Raw genomic sequence first — 12,983 nt, 5'->3', positions numbered from 1 at the left:
GGCACTCAGAGACAGAGGTCGCTGCTGGTGCGCCGGAAGTCCACGTAGCGGCACACCACGTTGGGGTGCGTCGTAACCATGGCTTCATCCTGTCGGGCGGTCGGGCCCGGTGTCAATGGACACCAGAAGGTGTCCTATTGGCCGATCGGCCGCCGACCGTCGGACCGGAGATCAATCCGCTGCCAGCGGAAGGAAAATGACGGAGCGTCAATTCCGGTTCGGCGGACCGAAGCTCTCCGGAGCGTCTCAGGATGCGGAGAGCAGCGGCGAGACGGCGGCCTCCTCCGGCGACAGGTGCAGCGGGCCGCCGGGCGTGTCGACCGCCACCGCGCCGGGCGGCGGACCGTCCGGCAGCTCCGGCGCCGTCAGGCTCCGGTGGCGGCGCAGCAGTTCGGCCGGGTCGGGCCGCCCGTCCGGCACGGCGGGCAGCCGCGGGCACACCGCCCGCGCCGCCGCCAGGTACTCCGCCGCCGAACGCCAGCCCGGCACCACCCGGCACCCCGCCGGGCCCCGGAACAGCAGCGTCGGCAGGGCGTAGCGGTGCCCGGCCGCGATCTCCTTCGCCCCGCCCGGGTGCGGACCCGCCCCGCGCAGCCCCACCACCTCCGGCCGCGGCGCCCTGGTCTCGGCCCGGTCGCGGGCCACCCGCTCCCGCACCGGCGCCGAGGCCGCCGCCACGGCCAGCGCCGCCACGGCCAGCGCCGCCGCGTCCAGGCCCGGCACCCCGCGCAGCGCCGCCGCGATCCGCTCCGGGGTGTCGGCCGGCTCGCCCCGGACGAACATCGACTCGCGCAGCCGCCGCAGCACCCGCTCCGCCACCCGCGGACCCTGCGCCTCCGCGGCCGCCGCCGCCAGCGAGGCCGGCCAGCTGCTCGCCGCGACCCAGTGCAGCCGGGCCGGGCGCGGCGCGCCGGTGTGCGCCGACACCCGGGTCACGAACTCCCCGTACCAGGCGGCTTCCGCGGCCGGATCGGGGGCGGGCTCCTCGTCCTCGTCGAACAGGATCCCGAACACCCGCCGGTGCGCGGCGCCCCCGCCCAGCGCGCGGCGCAGCGCCCGCAGCACCGGCTCCGAACCCCAGGCCCAGGGGCAGAACGGGTCGGTGAACTCGACCACCTCCAGCGCGGGTCCGGCGGGGGCGGCGTCGCGGCCGGTCACACCGGCTCCGCGACCGGACGGGGCGCCGGGCGCCGGGAGCGGTGCACCAGGGCGGCCACGGTGGTGGCGGCCAGCAGGGCGCCGGCCCGCTCCTCGACCTCGCGCCAGACGTCGGGCAGCGCGTCGGCCGGGCCGGGGTAGGCGAGCGCGGCCAGCGGTTCGCCGCGCAGCGTGATCAGTTCGCCGTCCACGGCGCGCACCACGTCGAGCAGCGTGATCTCCGCGGCCGGGCGGCCCAGCCAGTAGCCGCCCTCGCAGCCGCGCTGGCTGCGGACCAGCCCGGCCCGGCGCAGGTCGCCGACGACGGACTTCAGGAACCGGAACGGGATCTCCTGGGAGGAGGCGATGGCCTCGCAGGTGAGCGGACGCCCCGTGTCGCAGGCCAGCTCGACCAGCGCGCGGGCGGCGTAGTCCGCCTTCGCGGAAATATGCATGGTCCGAAGTATCCACCGGGCCGGGGGATCATCAAGTCCCTTCCCGGGCAGCCGGTTCCGGGCCCCGGACCGAAAGGACACCTCTTGACATCCTTTTCGGGCCGCGCTTAGCGTTCCGTGCGTCCCACCGTCGTCCAGCCCCCCGGGAGACCCCGTGTCCACCGACCCGCACCAGCCCGCTCCGGCGACCGACGGGAGCCTGCGGACCTGCGCGGGGGAGGGCTTCCACCCGCACCTGACCGCGCCGGACACCGACCCGGACGCCGCCGTCCCGCTCCGGGCCCGCCTGCACCACGTCCGGGCCGGGGAACTCGACGGCGACACCGCGCAGAGCGGCGGGATGCGCAGGTTCGCGGCGATCAGCGGACGCACCGTCGGCTCGGAGAAGCTCTGGATGGGCGAGACCCACGTCGCCCCCGCCACCGCCTCCTCCGACCACCACCACGGCGAGTCGGAGACCGCGATCCACGTGGTCAGCGGCCACCCCGAGTTCGTCTTCCTGGACCACTCCTCCGGCGAGCCGGTCGAGGTCCGGCTGCGCACCGGGCCGGGCGACTACGTCTTCGTGCCGCCCTACGTCCCGCACCGCGAGGAGAACCCCGATCCCGCGCACGAGGCCGTGGTGGTGATCGCCCGCAGCACCCAGGAGGCGATCGTGGTCAACCTGCCGAGCCTGCACACCGAATCCTGAGCGGGTCGGGGACGGGGCCGGGGCCGGGAGGCGCCGGCTCCGGCGGGGTGCGAACGGCGGGGCGACCGGCGGCCTGGTGTTCGTTTTCCGGGGCGGTCGCGGACCCGATGATTGGTCATATTCGGTCATGATGTGACCAATAGGAAAAGTTTGGTCCGGGGCGAACCGGCCGCCACCTTACCTTGGTCCGCGGCGTGGCCTGACGACCCGTCAGGTCAGCTGCCGATCCCGAGGTGGAGAAACAGTGCTGAGAAGCCCGCGTCCGCCCCTGCCGATCCGTCGCTCCCACCCCCGCCGCGCCACCCTGGCCGCGTCGCTCGCCACCGCCCTGCTGCTGCTCGGCCTCGGCGGCACCGCCCCCGCCAGCGGCCAGGCCGCCACCGCCGCCACCAGCACCGACGCCGGCTCCGGCTCCACGCTGGTCAAGAGCGTGCGCAACGCCACCCACCCCGGTGCCGCCACCGCCCAGCACGGCGACACCCTCGACTGGACGGTGAAGTACCAGAACAACGCCGCCGACGACACCCCCGCCCCGGCCCAGGTCACCGACCCGATCGGCGGCGCCGGCGGCTACGTGCCCGGCTCGCTGAAGGTGCCGCCCGGCTGGACCCCGTCCTGGTCGACCGACGGCAGCACCTTCGGACCCACCGACACCGGCGCGGCCACCGTCGCCGTCCGGGCCGAGAACCCGGTCGCCCGCTCCGGCGGCACCGAGATCTCCCCGCTGCTGCTCGCCCCCGTCCAGCCCACCGCGCAGGCCACCGGCGGCGACGGCTACACCCCCGTGCTGTACCGCACCCCCACCGGTGAGGTGCAGGCCTGGAGCATCTACCACCACGCCTCGCCCGCCGCCGCCAAGGCGGTGTGCAGCAGCCTCACCACCGGCCAGCCCTGTACCGGCGGCCCCTGGCCGCGCCCGCTGAACACCACCGTCGGACCCCTCGGCACCGGCAACACCGGCGACCTCGGCAGCCCGCTGACCACCAAGTACGTGATCGACCCCCAGCAGTCCAACCTGCTCTACTACCCCGCCAACACCGCCACCGGCGTCGGCATCGGCTGCCTCGACCTGGCCGCCCACGCCAACTGCGGCTACACCGCGCTCGCCACCAACGGCACCTCCCCCAGCAGCGCCAACAACCTCGCCGGCCTGGCGAAGGTCGGCGACAACCTGTACGCCGTCGCCAACACCGGCCAGGTGCTGTGCATGACCCTGCCCGGCCGCACCCCCTGCGCCGGACAGCCCTACGCCCCGATCGTCGCCGCCAACCACGACCTGCCGGGCAACCCCGGAGCCCTCTACCAGGGCGGCCTGACCGCCGTCGGCGACAAGGTGTTCGCCTCCTCCGCCCCGCAGGGCGGCGGCTCCACCGTTCCCGGAGCGCCCGCCATCGGCTGCTTCGACACCAGCACCAACACCACCTGCGCCGGCTGGAGCACCCCGCACACCGCCGGACCCAGCTCCGCCTACTACACCTACGACGCCTTCACCGCCTACGACACCGCCGGCCACCCCAACGGCGTCTGCACCAGCACCGCCGGCGGCGCCAACGTCCTCACCACCTGCTACGCCGTCGACGGTTCGCCGCTGACCGCACCCGGCATCCTCGCCACCCTCAGCGGCTCCACCCTCACCTTCGACCCGGAGACCGTCACCACCGACACCACCACCCGCAGCTACTTCCCGGCCTGGGGCGGCAGCGGCGGCAGCGGCGTCACCCTCTGCTACGACTGGCGGGCCGCCGCCCCCTGCGCCGGCTTCCCGCTGCCCGCCACCCACCCCACCGCCAACGGCGGCACCACCCGCGACTACGGCTACAGCTACGACAGCACCACCCGCTGCCTGATCGGCCTCGGCGACGCCGGCGTGCTGTTCTCGATGGACCCGGCCACCGCCGCCAGCCCCTGCCAGCACAGCGGCGCCACCGTCACCCTCAAGCCCACCGACTTCTACTGCGACGGCAGCACCGGCCACGTCCAGTCCTACACCCGGGCCCGGCTGACCGGCCTCGACCTCACGCACGTCGACCTCGGCGCCTCCCGGGTCCTGGTCACCGACCCCGACGGCACCCCCGTCACCACCCCGGGCCTCGCCGCCGACGGCACCGTCGACCTCAGCGGCGTCGACCCCGCCGCCCACCCCGCGCTCACCGTCACCGCGCAGCTCGTCCTCACCAGTACCGGTGACTTCACCGCGAACAACCACCCGATGCTGGTCGTCGAGTACAAGGGCGACGCCCCGCAGATCTGCTTCCGCACCACCGTGGCCGCCGACTGCGCCACCACCGCCGTCAGCAACACCGCCACCGGCACCGACGCCACCGGCGCGCTCACCTCCAACACCGTCACCGCCCCGGTCGCGCCCGGCGCCGGCTGCCAGCCCAAGGTCAGCGTCCAGAAGGAGATCTGCGGCTCCCTCAACCCGCACGACTGCGCCCCCGGCGGACCCGGACCCTGGGCCAAGACCAGCCCCGTCGGCCTGCTCGGTCTGCTGGGCACCGCCCACTGGCGGATCACCGTCAGCAACGCGGGCCCGGTCGACGCCGCCGCGGTCACCGTCAACGACCCGTCCACGCCCGCCTGCCGGACCGCCGCCGGGACGTTCGCCCTGGCCGCCGGGGCCAGCCGCCAGGTCTACTGCGACTCGCTGCTGCTGGCGCTGCCGGTGAAGAACACCGCCTCCGCCAGCTTCGTCGCCGCCAACTCGCCCGCGGGCACCGTCCCGACCAACACCGCGGCCTCCTCGGCGGTCGCCTGCTCGCTGCTGTGCCTGTTGGCGGTGCCGGACTAGCAGCCCAACCTCCTTGCCACACAGCCTAGTTGACCGGCCGCCGGGGCACTTCCGACCCGGCGGCCGGTCGCCCGCCGCGCCGTTCTGCCGAAAGCAGAGCGGCGCGGACTTTCCTTCCGCCGCCCGGTGCCTAGGCTGGGAGGATGAGCACCCACGCCTCGCCCGCCCCGGCCCGTGTCCTCCCGCTGCGCCCCCGGCCCGAGGTGCCGGCGGCCCCGGCGCCCAGGGAACCCCTGCTGCGCGACGTGGTGGGCGACGTGCTGCGGCGCGAACGGCTCGCCCAGCGGCGGACGTTGAAGGACGTCGCGGAGGCCGCCCGGATCTCCGTGCCCTACCTGTCGGAGCTGGAGCGCGGCCGCAAGGAAGCCTCCTCCGAGGTGCTCGCGGCCGCCGCCCGGGCGCTCGGCCTGGGCCTGGGCGACGTGCTCTCGCTGGTGCAGCGGGAACTCGTCGCGCTGCACACCGCGACCGCCCCGCACGGCCGGCCGGCGTCCGCGGGCCGGTACGGCGGGCTCTGCCTGGCGGCCTGAGCGGCAGCCCGTCCCCGTACCGGCCCCGCTCTCAACCCGCGGCGGGGAGACGGCTGTTCAGCACCCGGTCGGCGAGGCCGTACGCCACCGCCTCCTCGGCGCTGAACACCTTCTCCCGGTCCATGTCGGCGCGCAGGGTCGCCACCGGGTGGCCGGTGTGCCGGGACAGCACCTCCTCCACCTGCGCACGGATCCGCAGCACCTCCTTGGCGGCCAGGCTCAGGTCGGAGACCGTCCCGCGCCGCCCGCCGCTGGCGGGCTGGCCGAGCAGCACCCGGGAGTGCCGCAGCACCGAACGCCGCCCCGGGTCGCCGCCCGCCAGCAGCACGGCGGCGGTGGAGGCGGCCTGCCCGACGCAGTAGGTGGCGATCGGGCAGCGCACGAAGGTCATCGCGTCGTAGATCGCCATCAGCGAGGTGAACGACCCGCCCGGCGAGTTGAGGTACACCGCGATCTCCTCGTCCGGGCTCGCGGACTCCAGGTGCAGCAGCTGGGCGATCACCACGTTGGCGACGCCGTCGTCGATCTCGGTGCCGAGGAAGACGATCCGCTCGTTCAGCAGCCGGCTGAACACGTCGTACGAGCGCTCGCCCTGCGCGGTCCGCTCGATCACGTAGGGAATCGGGTAGGAGGCCATGTCACAGCCCCGCCCGTCGACGGGACGCGGTCGCGCCGACTTCGGCCAGCGACTCCAGCACCCGGTCCACCATCCCGTACTCGCGGGCCTGCTCGGCGGTGAACCAGCGGTCCCGGTCGCCGTCCCGGGCGATGGTCTCCCGGCTCTGCCCGGTGTGCTCGGCGGTGATCCGCTCGATGGCCAGCTTGGTGTACTCCAGGTTCTCCGCCTGGATCTCGATGTCGGACGCGGTGCCGCCGATGCCCGCCGACGGCTGGTGCATCATGATCCGCGCGTTCGGCAGCGCGAACCGCTTGCCCGCCGCGCCCACCGTCAGCAGGAACTGCCCCATGCTGGCGGCGAACCCCATCGCCAGGGTCGACACGTCGTTCGGGATCAGCCGCATGGTGTCGTAGATGGCCAGCCCCGCCGTGACCGAACCGCCCGGGCTGTTGATGTACAGGCTGATGTCGGTGCGCGGGTCCTCCGCCGAGAGCAGCAGCAGCTGCGCGCACACCCGGTTCGCCGACACGTCGTCGACCTGGGTGCCGAGCAGCACGATCCGGCGGGCCAGCAGCAGCGCCGCCAGGTGGTCGTCGAACGGGCTGGGCGGGGTGTCACCGTCCTCCACCCGCGGGCGGAGCCGGTGGGGGAAGGTGCTGGACAGTGGGGTCATCGGGTCTCCCGGTGCTGACGGAGGGTCGGTGACTCCACTGTCGGCGACCGGCGGCCCCGGGCGAAGGCTTCTCTGCCCGCCGCAGATTCGCTGCGGGCAGAGCGCCGGCGGACGGCGGGCCGCTCACCCCCGCGCGGACGGTTCCGCGGACGCAACGGTGAACGCGACGCGGGGCGGCAGCCGTTCAGGTCCACGGGACGGTGACGACGAGCGGACGGCGGAGGAGGGCGGTGACGGTGACGGCGGTGGTGGGCGGTGCCGGGGCTGGCATTCTGGAGCGCATGGACGGCGAACAGGAGATCCGGGCGCTGATCGGCTCGTGGCTGGCGGCCGAGGACGCCGCGGCCCCACCGCCGCGGGAAGGGGCGCCCGGGCCCGGAGCGGACGGCGGCGCCCTCCCGGTGCGGGACTCCGGCGCCCGGGAGGTGGCGGCGGCGGCCCGCCGGCTGGCACTGCGCGGCCTGGCGGAGGAGCGCTCGGCGGCCCGGCCGGACGGGTACGGGGGACCGGACGGGCCGGACGGGCTGCCGGAGGTGTCGGACGCGCTGCACCGGATCGCCCGGGGGCTGGTGGTCGACGAGCACCCGTCGGCGTGGCGCTGGACGCGGGCGGAGCGGAACGAGGTGGCGCACTGGGTCGCGCTGCTGATGCGCCGCTTCGGCGAGGACGGGGTGCAGGAGCTGATCGCCGAATTCCCGGCCCGCTGACGGCGGTCGCGCCCACGGGCACGGGCCCGGGCACGGACGGGTTCGCGGGCACGGACGGGTTCGCGGGCGCGGGCGTCGGCGTCGGCGCGGGGGACGGTTCCGGTGGCGCGGACAGGATCTCGTCGACCGCCGACTGCAGGACGCGGCCCGGGCGGACCCCCAGTCCCTCGGCCAGCCGCCGGCGGGTGCGGTGGTAGGCGGCGAGGGCGTCCGCCAGGCGGCCCGAGCGGTGCAGGCAGCGGACCAGCAGGGCGGCGACCGGCTCGTACAGCGGGTCCTCGGCGCCCGCCCGGTCGAGCGCGGAGACCGCCTCCGGGCCGCGGCCCAGCCGCAGCAGGCGCTCCGCCCAGCACTCCAGGGCCCGCATGCCCTGCCGGTCCAGGCCGGCGGCGAGGACGCGCCGCAGCTCCGTCTCCGGCAGGTCGGCCAGCGCGGAGGTCCCGCGCCACAGCCCCAGGGCCTCGCGCAGCAGCGCGACCGCGGCGGCGTCCCCCTCCGGCCCGGGGTCCCCGTCCGGTCCGGTGAGCTCGGCGGCGCGGGCGGCGAGCCGCTCGAAGCGCAGCGCGTCGACCAGGTCGGCCGGCCCGTCCAGCCGGTAGCCCGGCGCCCGGGTCTGCAGGGTGAACGGGGTGCCCGCGAGCAGCTTGCGCAGGGCCGCGACGTGCCCCTGGAGCGCGGCCCGGGCCTGGGCGGGGGCCGCGTCGCCCCAGAGCAGCTCGAACAGCCGGGCCACCGGGACGACCCGGCCCAGTTCGAGCGCCAGCAGCGCCAGCACACCCGACCGCTTGGGCCCGCCGGGCGCCACCGAGCGACCGTCGGCGGTCGACAGCTCGACCGGTCCCAGCAGTCGAATGAACACGGATCCCCCCAGGTGGATGCGGGTTGGCGAAGCGTTCCGTCCCGATTCGGGCGGCAGTCTGCCACACCCGGCTGTCCGTTTTCCGAGCCGACGGATCGCAGTTTTGTACGGTTTTCCGCGCGTTTGTGGCGCGCCCGGACCCGCCCGTCCCGCCCGTCGGCCACCCGGCCGGGAACCTGGTGGCCCAGCGTTCAAGCAGCGGCCGGCCCGCGTTCGCTGACCCGACGTCAGAAGTTCGCCGTCCGAGCCGGGTCGCGAGGCCCCCGCCCGTCCCCACGGTGAACCCCCGGACGCCGTCGGCCCGTCGAGCGGGGTGCGGGTCGGACGCGAGCCGCCGCTCCCGTTCCGGGACGTCCGCGCCGCGGCCGGACCGCGTGAACGGAGCCGGACCGTCCCCGCTATCCTCCTGCGTCTGATCACTTACGGGAGGGAACCCCATGCGTCGAATACGCCTCGGGACGGCAGTCGCGCTCGCAGGAATCGCCTTCACCACCGGATGCGCTTCGAGCACGGCCGGCACGGTCGGCACGGTCGGCACCGCGCCGGCGTCCGTCTCCTCGGCGGCGGCGGCGACGACGACGGCGGCGACGCCGTCCGGCACGGCCGCCTCGCCCGGCGGCAGTCCCACTCCCGCGACGACCCCGACCCCGACGACCCCGGCGGCCCCGGCGGCCCCGACCGCCGCGCGGACCCTTCCCGACGGGTACGACGCCACCCGCGACGCGAAGGCCGACATCCAGGCGGCCCTCGCCGAGGCCGCGAAGGACCACCGGGAGGTCCTGGTCGACTTCGGCGCCAACTGGTGTCCGGACTGCCGGGCCCTGGACGTGATGTTCCGCTCGGCGCAGGTCGAACCGCTGCTGCGGAAGGACTACGTCGTGGTCGCCGTCGACGTGGGCAAGTTCGACCACAACCTCGACCTCGCCGCCCAGTACGTCAACCTGCAGACCAGTGGGATCCCGGCACTGGCCGTCCTGAAGTCGGACGGCGACCTGCGGACCGCGACCGACGACGGCGCCTTCGCCAACGCCAGCAGCATGGACGCCGGTCAGGTCGGCAGCTTCCTGACCCGCTGGGCGCCCGCCGGCGACCGGTGAGGCTCCGGCTCCGGCCGTGGGCCGTGCTGGGGGCCGCCACGGTCTCGGCCCTGCTGCTCGGCGGCTGCGGAACGGACCGCCCCGCCCGACCCACCGCACAGGCCACGGCCAACGGGGTCACCGTCACGGTCACGCTGGTCCCGGCGTCCGACGGTCGGCGCGAGGTGCGGGCGACCTTCACCCCGCAGGAGAGCGGTTTCCACCTCTACAGCATCGACCTGCCCGCGGAGGGCGTCGACGGGCTGGGCATTCCGACCAGGCTGTCCGTCCGGGGCGACCTCACCGCCACCGGCAGCCCGAGCACGGACCGCGAGATCCGCCGACTGCGACCGGCCGGGTTGGACGTCGAGCTGCCCGTCTACCCGGACGGCGCCGTGACGTTCACCCTGCCGGTCCGCAGCACCGGCTCCCGGCAGGCCGACGTGGTGGTCAGCTACGGGGCCTGCAGCGAGACCCGCTGCCTGGTGCCCGTCACCGACGAGGTGATCCACCTCGACCTCGCCTGATCCGCACCGGCCGCGGCCCGGCGGCCCGGTACGGACCGGCGGCCCAGTACGGACCGGCTGTACCCGGGGTCGTGGCCGGGGCCCGGGCCGGTCGGCGGGCCCGGCCGGGGCGGTCGCCGGGTGCTGTCCGGGGCCGCCGCCGACCGGGGACCGGCCGCCCGACTCCCGTCAGGTGCCGGTGGGTTCGGCCGGTACGGCGACTCCCGGGGTGAGGTGGAAGCGCTCGGGGCGGTCGGCCGTCCGGCGGTCGGCCGGGGCGATCCGGGCCCGGCGGTCGAGCCAGGACCGGAGCCGGGTGAGCGCGGCGCGGTCGCGCGCGGCCGGGTCGGCGGCCCCGGCGTCCGCGGCCTCCCGCAGCAGGACCCGGGCGGGCCGCCCGGCGTCCCCGTCCTCGGACGCCTCGGCGGGCAGGACGTCCAGCACGGTGAAGGACGTGCCCGGGGCGAAGGTCACCTGCGGTTCCTCCGGCCCGCTGCCGGCGAAGGCCGCGGTGCGCCGACCGGTGGCCGACCAGATCACGAACTCGACCGGTGTGTGAGGGAGTTCGGCCAGGGTTGCGGACAGTCCGGTGACCGGGGCCGGTTCGACCAGCTCCCGGCCGACCCGGTACTCGGCGAGCAGCGCCACCGGGTCCGTCCCCGGCGGCGCCCCGAGCAGCACCGCGCCGTGATGACTCGGCAGCCGCCGCAGCCCCGACCCCAGGCAGCGCAGGAACGGCCCCAGCCCCGGGTCGCCGGAACGGGCCGCCGCGACCAACTCCCCCCGCCCCACCGGCACTCCGGCATCGCCGTGGTGCAGCAGCACGGCGGCCAGATCGGGCTTGATGTCGTCCTTCGGGCTCGACCGCAGCCCCGGCAGCCGGGTGGACACCTGCTCCACCCGGCCCGCGCACCGGTGGTAGTGCTCACCGAGCAGCGCCCGGACGGCCTCGCGGTCCGCCCCGCTGCTGGCGCCGGTCGCGGTACGGGGGTGGTCCTCCGGACGGAAGCGGTGGTAGCGCGGGGTGTCGGCGGGGGGAGGAGGGCTCCCGGGTTCGGCGTCGGCATCCGGTGCGGGGTCGGGGCCGGGGTCGGGGTCGGAGCCGGGGTCGGGGATGGGGAGGGGTGGTGACGGCTCGTCAGCGGCCTCGGGCGGTCCGCCGCTGGTGGCCGTCCGGACGGGCGGGGGTGGCGGGGGCGGCGTCTCCTGCTCCGGGAGGGCGGGCTCGGCGGTACCGGCGGTGGCCGTCCGCGCGGGTGCGAGCGCGGGTGCGGGTGCGGGCGGCGCTTCGTGCGGCGGGAGGGCGAGTTCGGGGGCGCTGCTGGTGACCGTCCGGACCGGTGGTGGCGGCAGCGGTGCGGGTGGTGCGGGCCGGGCGGCTACGGCGGCCGCCTCGGGCTCATCGGGCTCGGTGGGCGCCACGGGCTCGGTGGGCGCCACGAGTTCGGTGGGCGCCACGGGCTCGGCGACGGCGGCGCTGGTGCCGTACGAGACGGGCGCGGGGGCGGGCGGGGTGGTGGCGGGGTGTTCGGGGCCGAGCCAGTCCAGGTCGTGCAGGCGGGCGACGAAGCGGGCGACCGGGACGGTGGACGGGTCGAGCAGGCCGTGGACGAGCAGGCCGAAGCCCTCGGTGCCCGCGGTGGGCAGCCGTTCCAGCAGGTTGCCGAGTTCCTCGAAGACGTCGGCGGCCACCGGGCGGTCCCGTTCCCCGACGATCAGCAGCGGTCGGGCCGCCTCGGGACGGCGGAAGCGCGGGGTGAGGACGTGCGGCGGCTCCGGGCGCAGCCACAGCCCGGCCGGGACGGCCTCCAGTGCCCAGTACGGGAACGCCTCGAAGACGGCCGGTCCGTCGGTGCGCCAGTCGGCGGGGCCCTTGCGCCACGCCCAGGGGGCGGTCGGCCGGCCGGGGGCGGCCGCCAGTCGCAGCAGGTAGGGCTCCCAGCGGGCCCGGCCCTGCCCGTCCAGGACCCGGGAGGTCGGTCCGTCCGGCCCGAGCACCGGCAGGCCGATCGCGGCGTGCACCGGGCGGGCCAGGCGGGCGGCGAGCGTCCCGGTCAGGGCGGCGAGTTCGTCCGGCGCGGCCCACGGTGCGCTGACCAGCGGCCGGGTACCGTCCAGCGGCAGGGCGGCCACGGCCTCGGCGAAGTCCTCCGGCAGCAGGACCGGGCAGGCGGGGGTGCCGACCAGGACGACGGTGGTTCCCGGTGGGGCGGCGGTCAGGGCCAGTCCGGGCAGCGGGGCGGCGGGCGGGGCGGCGGTGTGGGTCAGCCAGTACCCGGCGGCCAGTCGGCGCACCTCCACCGCGGCGGGCGGCCGGGCGGGTGGTCGGGGCGCGGCGGGGGGCCGGGAGGCCGGGGCGAGTTCGGCGACCGGGGCGAGGACGGTCTCCCGCCGGGCCCGGCGGGCCCGGCGCGGGGCGGTCCCGGGGGCGCAGTACCACCAGGAGGCCGGCGCCGTGGAGCCCTCCGGCGCGACGACGTCCAGCTCGCCGTCCGGGGAGATCTCCACCACCCCGTCCGGGGCGATCACCGGCACCTCCGCCCGGTCCGCGACCACCTCCGCCGGGCGGCGCCCGTTCGGGGCCAGGGCGGCCAGTCCGGAGGCGGCGAGCACCAGGGTCGACGCCCCGCGCGAGCGGGCCAGCACTCCCAGGTCGGCCATCCGGTCGCGCAGCACCGCCGCCGAGTCGGGGGCGGCCGCGACGACGATCAGGCTCCCGGGCAGTTCCCGCAACGTCCCCACCGCCGCGGCCAGCTCGTCGTCCGCGGCCCGGTCCGGGGCGATCACGAAGTGCGGCCCCACCGCCCGCAGTCCGGAGGGCGCGGGCGCGGGGGCGGGGACCGGAAGGGGAGCGGGTTCGGGGGCGCGGGCGGTCCGGCCGAAACGGGAGAGGCTCATCGTCGGGATATACGGTCGGGCCGGGCCGCCCGGTTCAACGG

At 76.3% G+C, this 12,983-nt stretch carries 11 protein-coding genes and 1 pseudogene; 6 read left to right on the top strand and 6 right to left on the bottom strand.

What is annotated here, in order from left to right; all coding sequences use genetic code 11:
- Positions 1–246 precede the first annotated feature (246 nt).
- Together ABD345_RS12760 and ABD345_RS12755 are read right to left on the bottom strand one after the other, a co-directional pair.
- Positions 247–1,158 carry a thioredoxin domain-containing protein gene (locus ABD345_RS12760; RefSeq protein WP_344552103.1) on the bottom strand — a complete coding sequence of 304 codons (912 nt, stop codon included), beginning with the start codon at positions 1,156–1,158 and terminating at the stop codon, positions 247–249.
- Positions 1,155–1,592: an RrF2 family transcriptional regulator gene (locus tag ABD345_RS12755; RefSeq protein ID WP_344552102.1), complete on the bottom strand. Its 438-nt coding sequence runs from the start codon at positions 1,590–1,592 to the stop codon at positions 1,155–1,157. The genes ABD345_RS12760 and ABD345_RS12755 overlap by 4 nt, the downstream gene beginning before the upstream one ends.
- A gap of 154 nt (positions 1,593–1,746) precedes the next feature.
- Between ABD345_RS12755 and ABD345_RS12750 the strand changes: the two genes are divergently transcribed.
- From ABD345_RS12750 to ABD345_RS12740, 3 genes are all read left to right on the top strand, one after another.
- On the top strand, positions 1,747–2,283 hold the full coding sequence (locus ABD345_RS12750; RefSeq protein WP_344552101.1) for a cupin domain-containing protein: 537 nt from the start codon (positions 1,747–1,749) through the stop codon (positions 2,281–2,283).
- A gap of 244 nt (positions 2,284–2,527) precedes the next feature.
- Complete coding sequence (locus ABD345_RS12745) at positions 2,528–5,074, top strand: DUF7617 domain-containing protein (protein ID WP_344552100.1); 2,547 nt, start codon at positions 2,528–2,530, stop codon at positions 5,072–5,074.
- 143 nt (positions 5,075–5,217) lie between these two features.
- On the top strand, positions 5,218–5,604 hold the full coding sequence (locus ABD345_RS12740) for a helix-turn-helix domain-containing protein (RefSeq protein ID WP_344552099.1): 387 nt from the start codon (positions 5,218–5,220) through the stop codon (positions 5,602–5,604).
- 31 nt (positions 5,605–5,635) lie between these two features.
- Here ABD345_RS12740 and ABD345_RS12735 read toward each other — a convergent pair whose 3' ends face one another.
- Both ABD345_RS12735 and ABD345_RS12730 read right to left on the bottom strand, forming a co-directional pair.
- Positions 5,636–6,241, bottom strand: coding sequence for a ClpP family protease (locus ABD345_RS12735; RefSeq protein ID WP_344552098.1), 606 nt, complete (start codon positions 6,239–6,241; stop codon positions 5,636–5,638).
- Position 6,242: 1 nt separating this feature from the next.
- Complete coding sequence (locus ABD345_RS12730) at positions 6,243–6,896, bottom strand: ClpP family protease (protein ID WP_344552097.1); 654 nt, start codon at positions 6,894–6,896, stop codon at positions 6,243–6,245.
- A gap of 281 nt (positions 6,897–7,177) precedes the next feature.
- Here ABD345_RS12730 and ABD345_RS12725 point away from each other — a divergent pair, with 281 nt between their 5' ends.
- Positions 7,178–7,603, top strand: a complete 426-nt coding sequence (locus ABD345_RS12725; RefSeq protein ID WP_344552096.1) for a hypothetical protein — start codon at positions 7,178–7,180, stop codon at positions 7,601–7,603.
- 124 nt (positions 7,604–7,727) lie between these two features.
- Here ABD345_RS12725 and ABD345_RS40285 read toward each other — a convergent pair.
- Positions 7,728–8,408: pseudogene (locus ABD345_RS40285) on the bottom strand (AfsR/SARP family transcriptional regulator); the annotation flags it as partial.
- Positions 8,409–8,899: 491 nt separating this feature from the next.
- Here ABD345_RS40285 and ABD345_RS12720 point away from each other — a divergent pair.
- A complete protein-coding gene (locus tag ABD345_RS12720) occupies positions 8,900–9,559 on the top strand; it encodes a thioredoxin family protein (protein WP_344552095.1) in 660 nt (219 codons plus the stop codon).
- Entirely contained in the window at positions 9,556–10,065 is a 510-nt protein-coding gene (locus ABD345_RS12715) for a hypothetical protein (RefSeq protein ID WP_344552094.1), read from the top strand. Before ABD345_RS12720 ends, ABD345_RS12715 begins: the two co-directional genes overlap by 4 nt.
- A gap of 168 nt (positions 10,066–10,233) precedes the next feature.
- Here ABD345_RS12715 and ABD345_RS12710 read toward each other — a convergent pair whose 3' ends face one another.
- Entirely contained in the window at positions 10,234–12,942 is a 2,709-nt protein-coding gene (locus tag ABD345_RS12710) for a hypothetical protein (RefSeq protein WP_344552093.1), read from the bottom strand.
- Positions 12,943–12,983: the final 41 nt, after the last annotated feature.

Origin of the sequence: Kitasatospora saccharophila (genome assembly GCF_039529925.1) — a bacterium.
In the GTDB taxonomy this organism is placed as follows: domain Bacteria; phylum Actinomycetota; class Actinomycetes; order Streptomycetales; family Streptomycetaceae; genus Kitasatospora; species Kitasatospora saccharophila.
This window is presented reverse-complemented; position numbering and strand designations above follow the sequence as displayed.

Bases quoted from the DNA above. Each gene is read 5' to 3' on its own strand.
- ABD345_RS12710 (WP_344552093.1), bottom strand. From the start codon at position 12,942: ATGAGCCTCTCCCGTTTCGGCCGGACCGCCCGCGCCCCCGAACCCGCT.
- ABD345_RS12730 (WP_344552097.1), bottom strand. From the start codon at position 6,896: ATGACCCCACTGTCCAGCACCTTCCCCCACCGGCTCCGCCCGCGGGTG.
- ABD345_RS12720 (WP_344552095.1), top strand. From the start codon at position 8,900: ATGCGTCGAATACGCCTCGGGACGGCAGTCGCGCTCGCAGGAATCGCC.
- ABD345_RS12725 (WP_344552096.1), top strand. From the start codon at position 7,178: ATGGACGGCGAACAGGAGATCCGGGCGCTGATCGGCTCGTGGCTGGCG.
- ABD345_RS12755 (WP_344552102.1), bottom strand. From the start codon at position 1,592: ATGCATATTTCCGCGAAGGCGGACTACGCCGCCCGCGCGCTGGTCGAG.
- ABD345_RS12735 (WP_344552098.1), bottom strand. From the start codon at position 6,241: ATGGCCTCCTACCCGATTCCCTACGTGATCGAGCGGACCGCGCAGGGC.
- ABD345_RS12740 (WP_344552099.1), top strand. From the start codon at position 5,218: ATGAGCACCCACGCCTCGCCCGCCCCGGCCCGTGTCCTCCCGCTGCGC.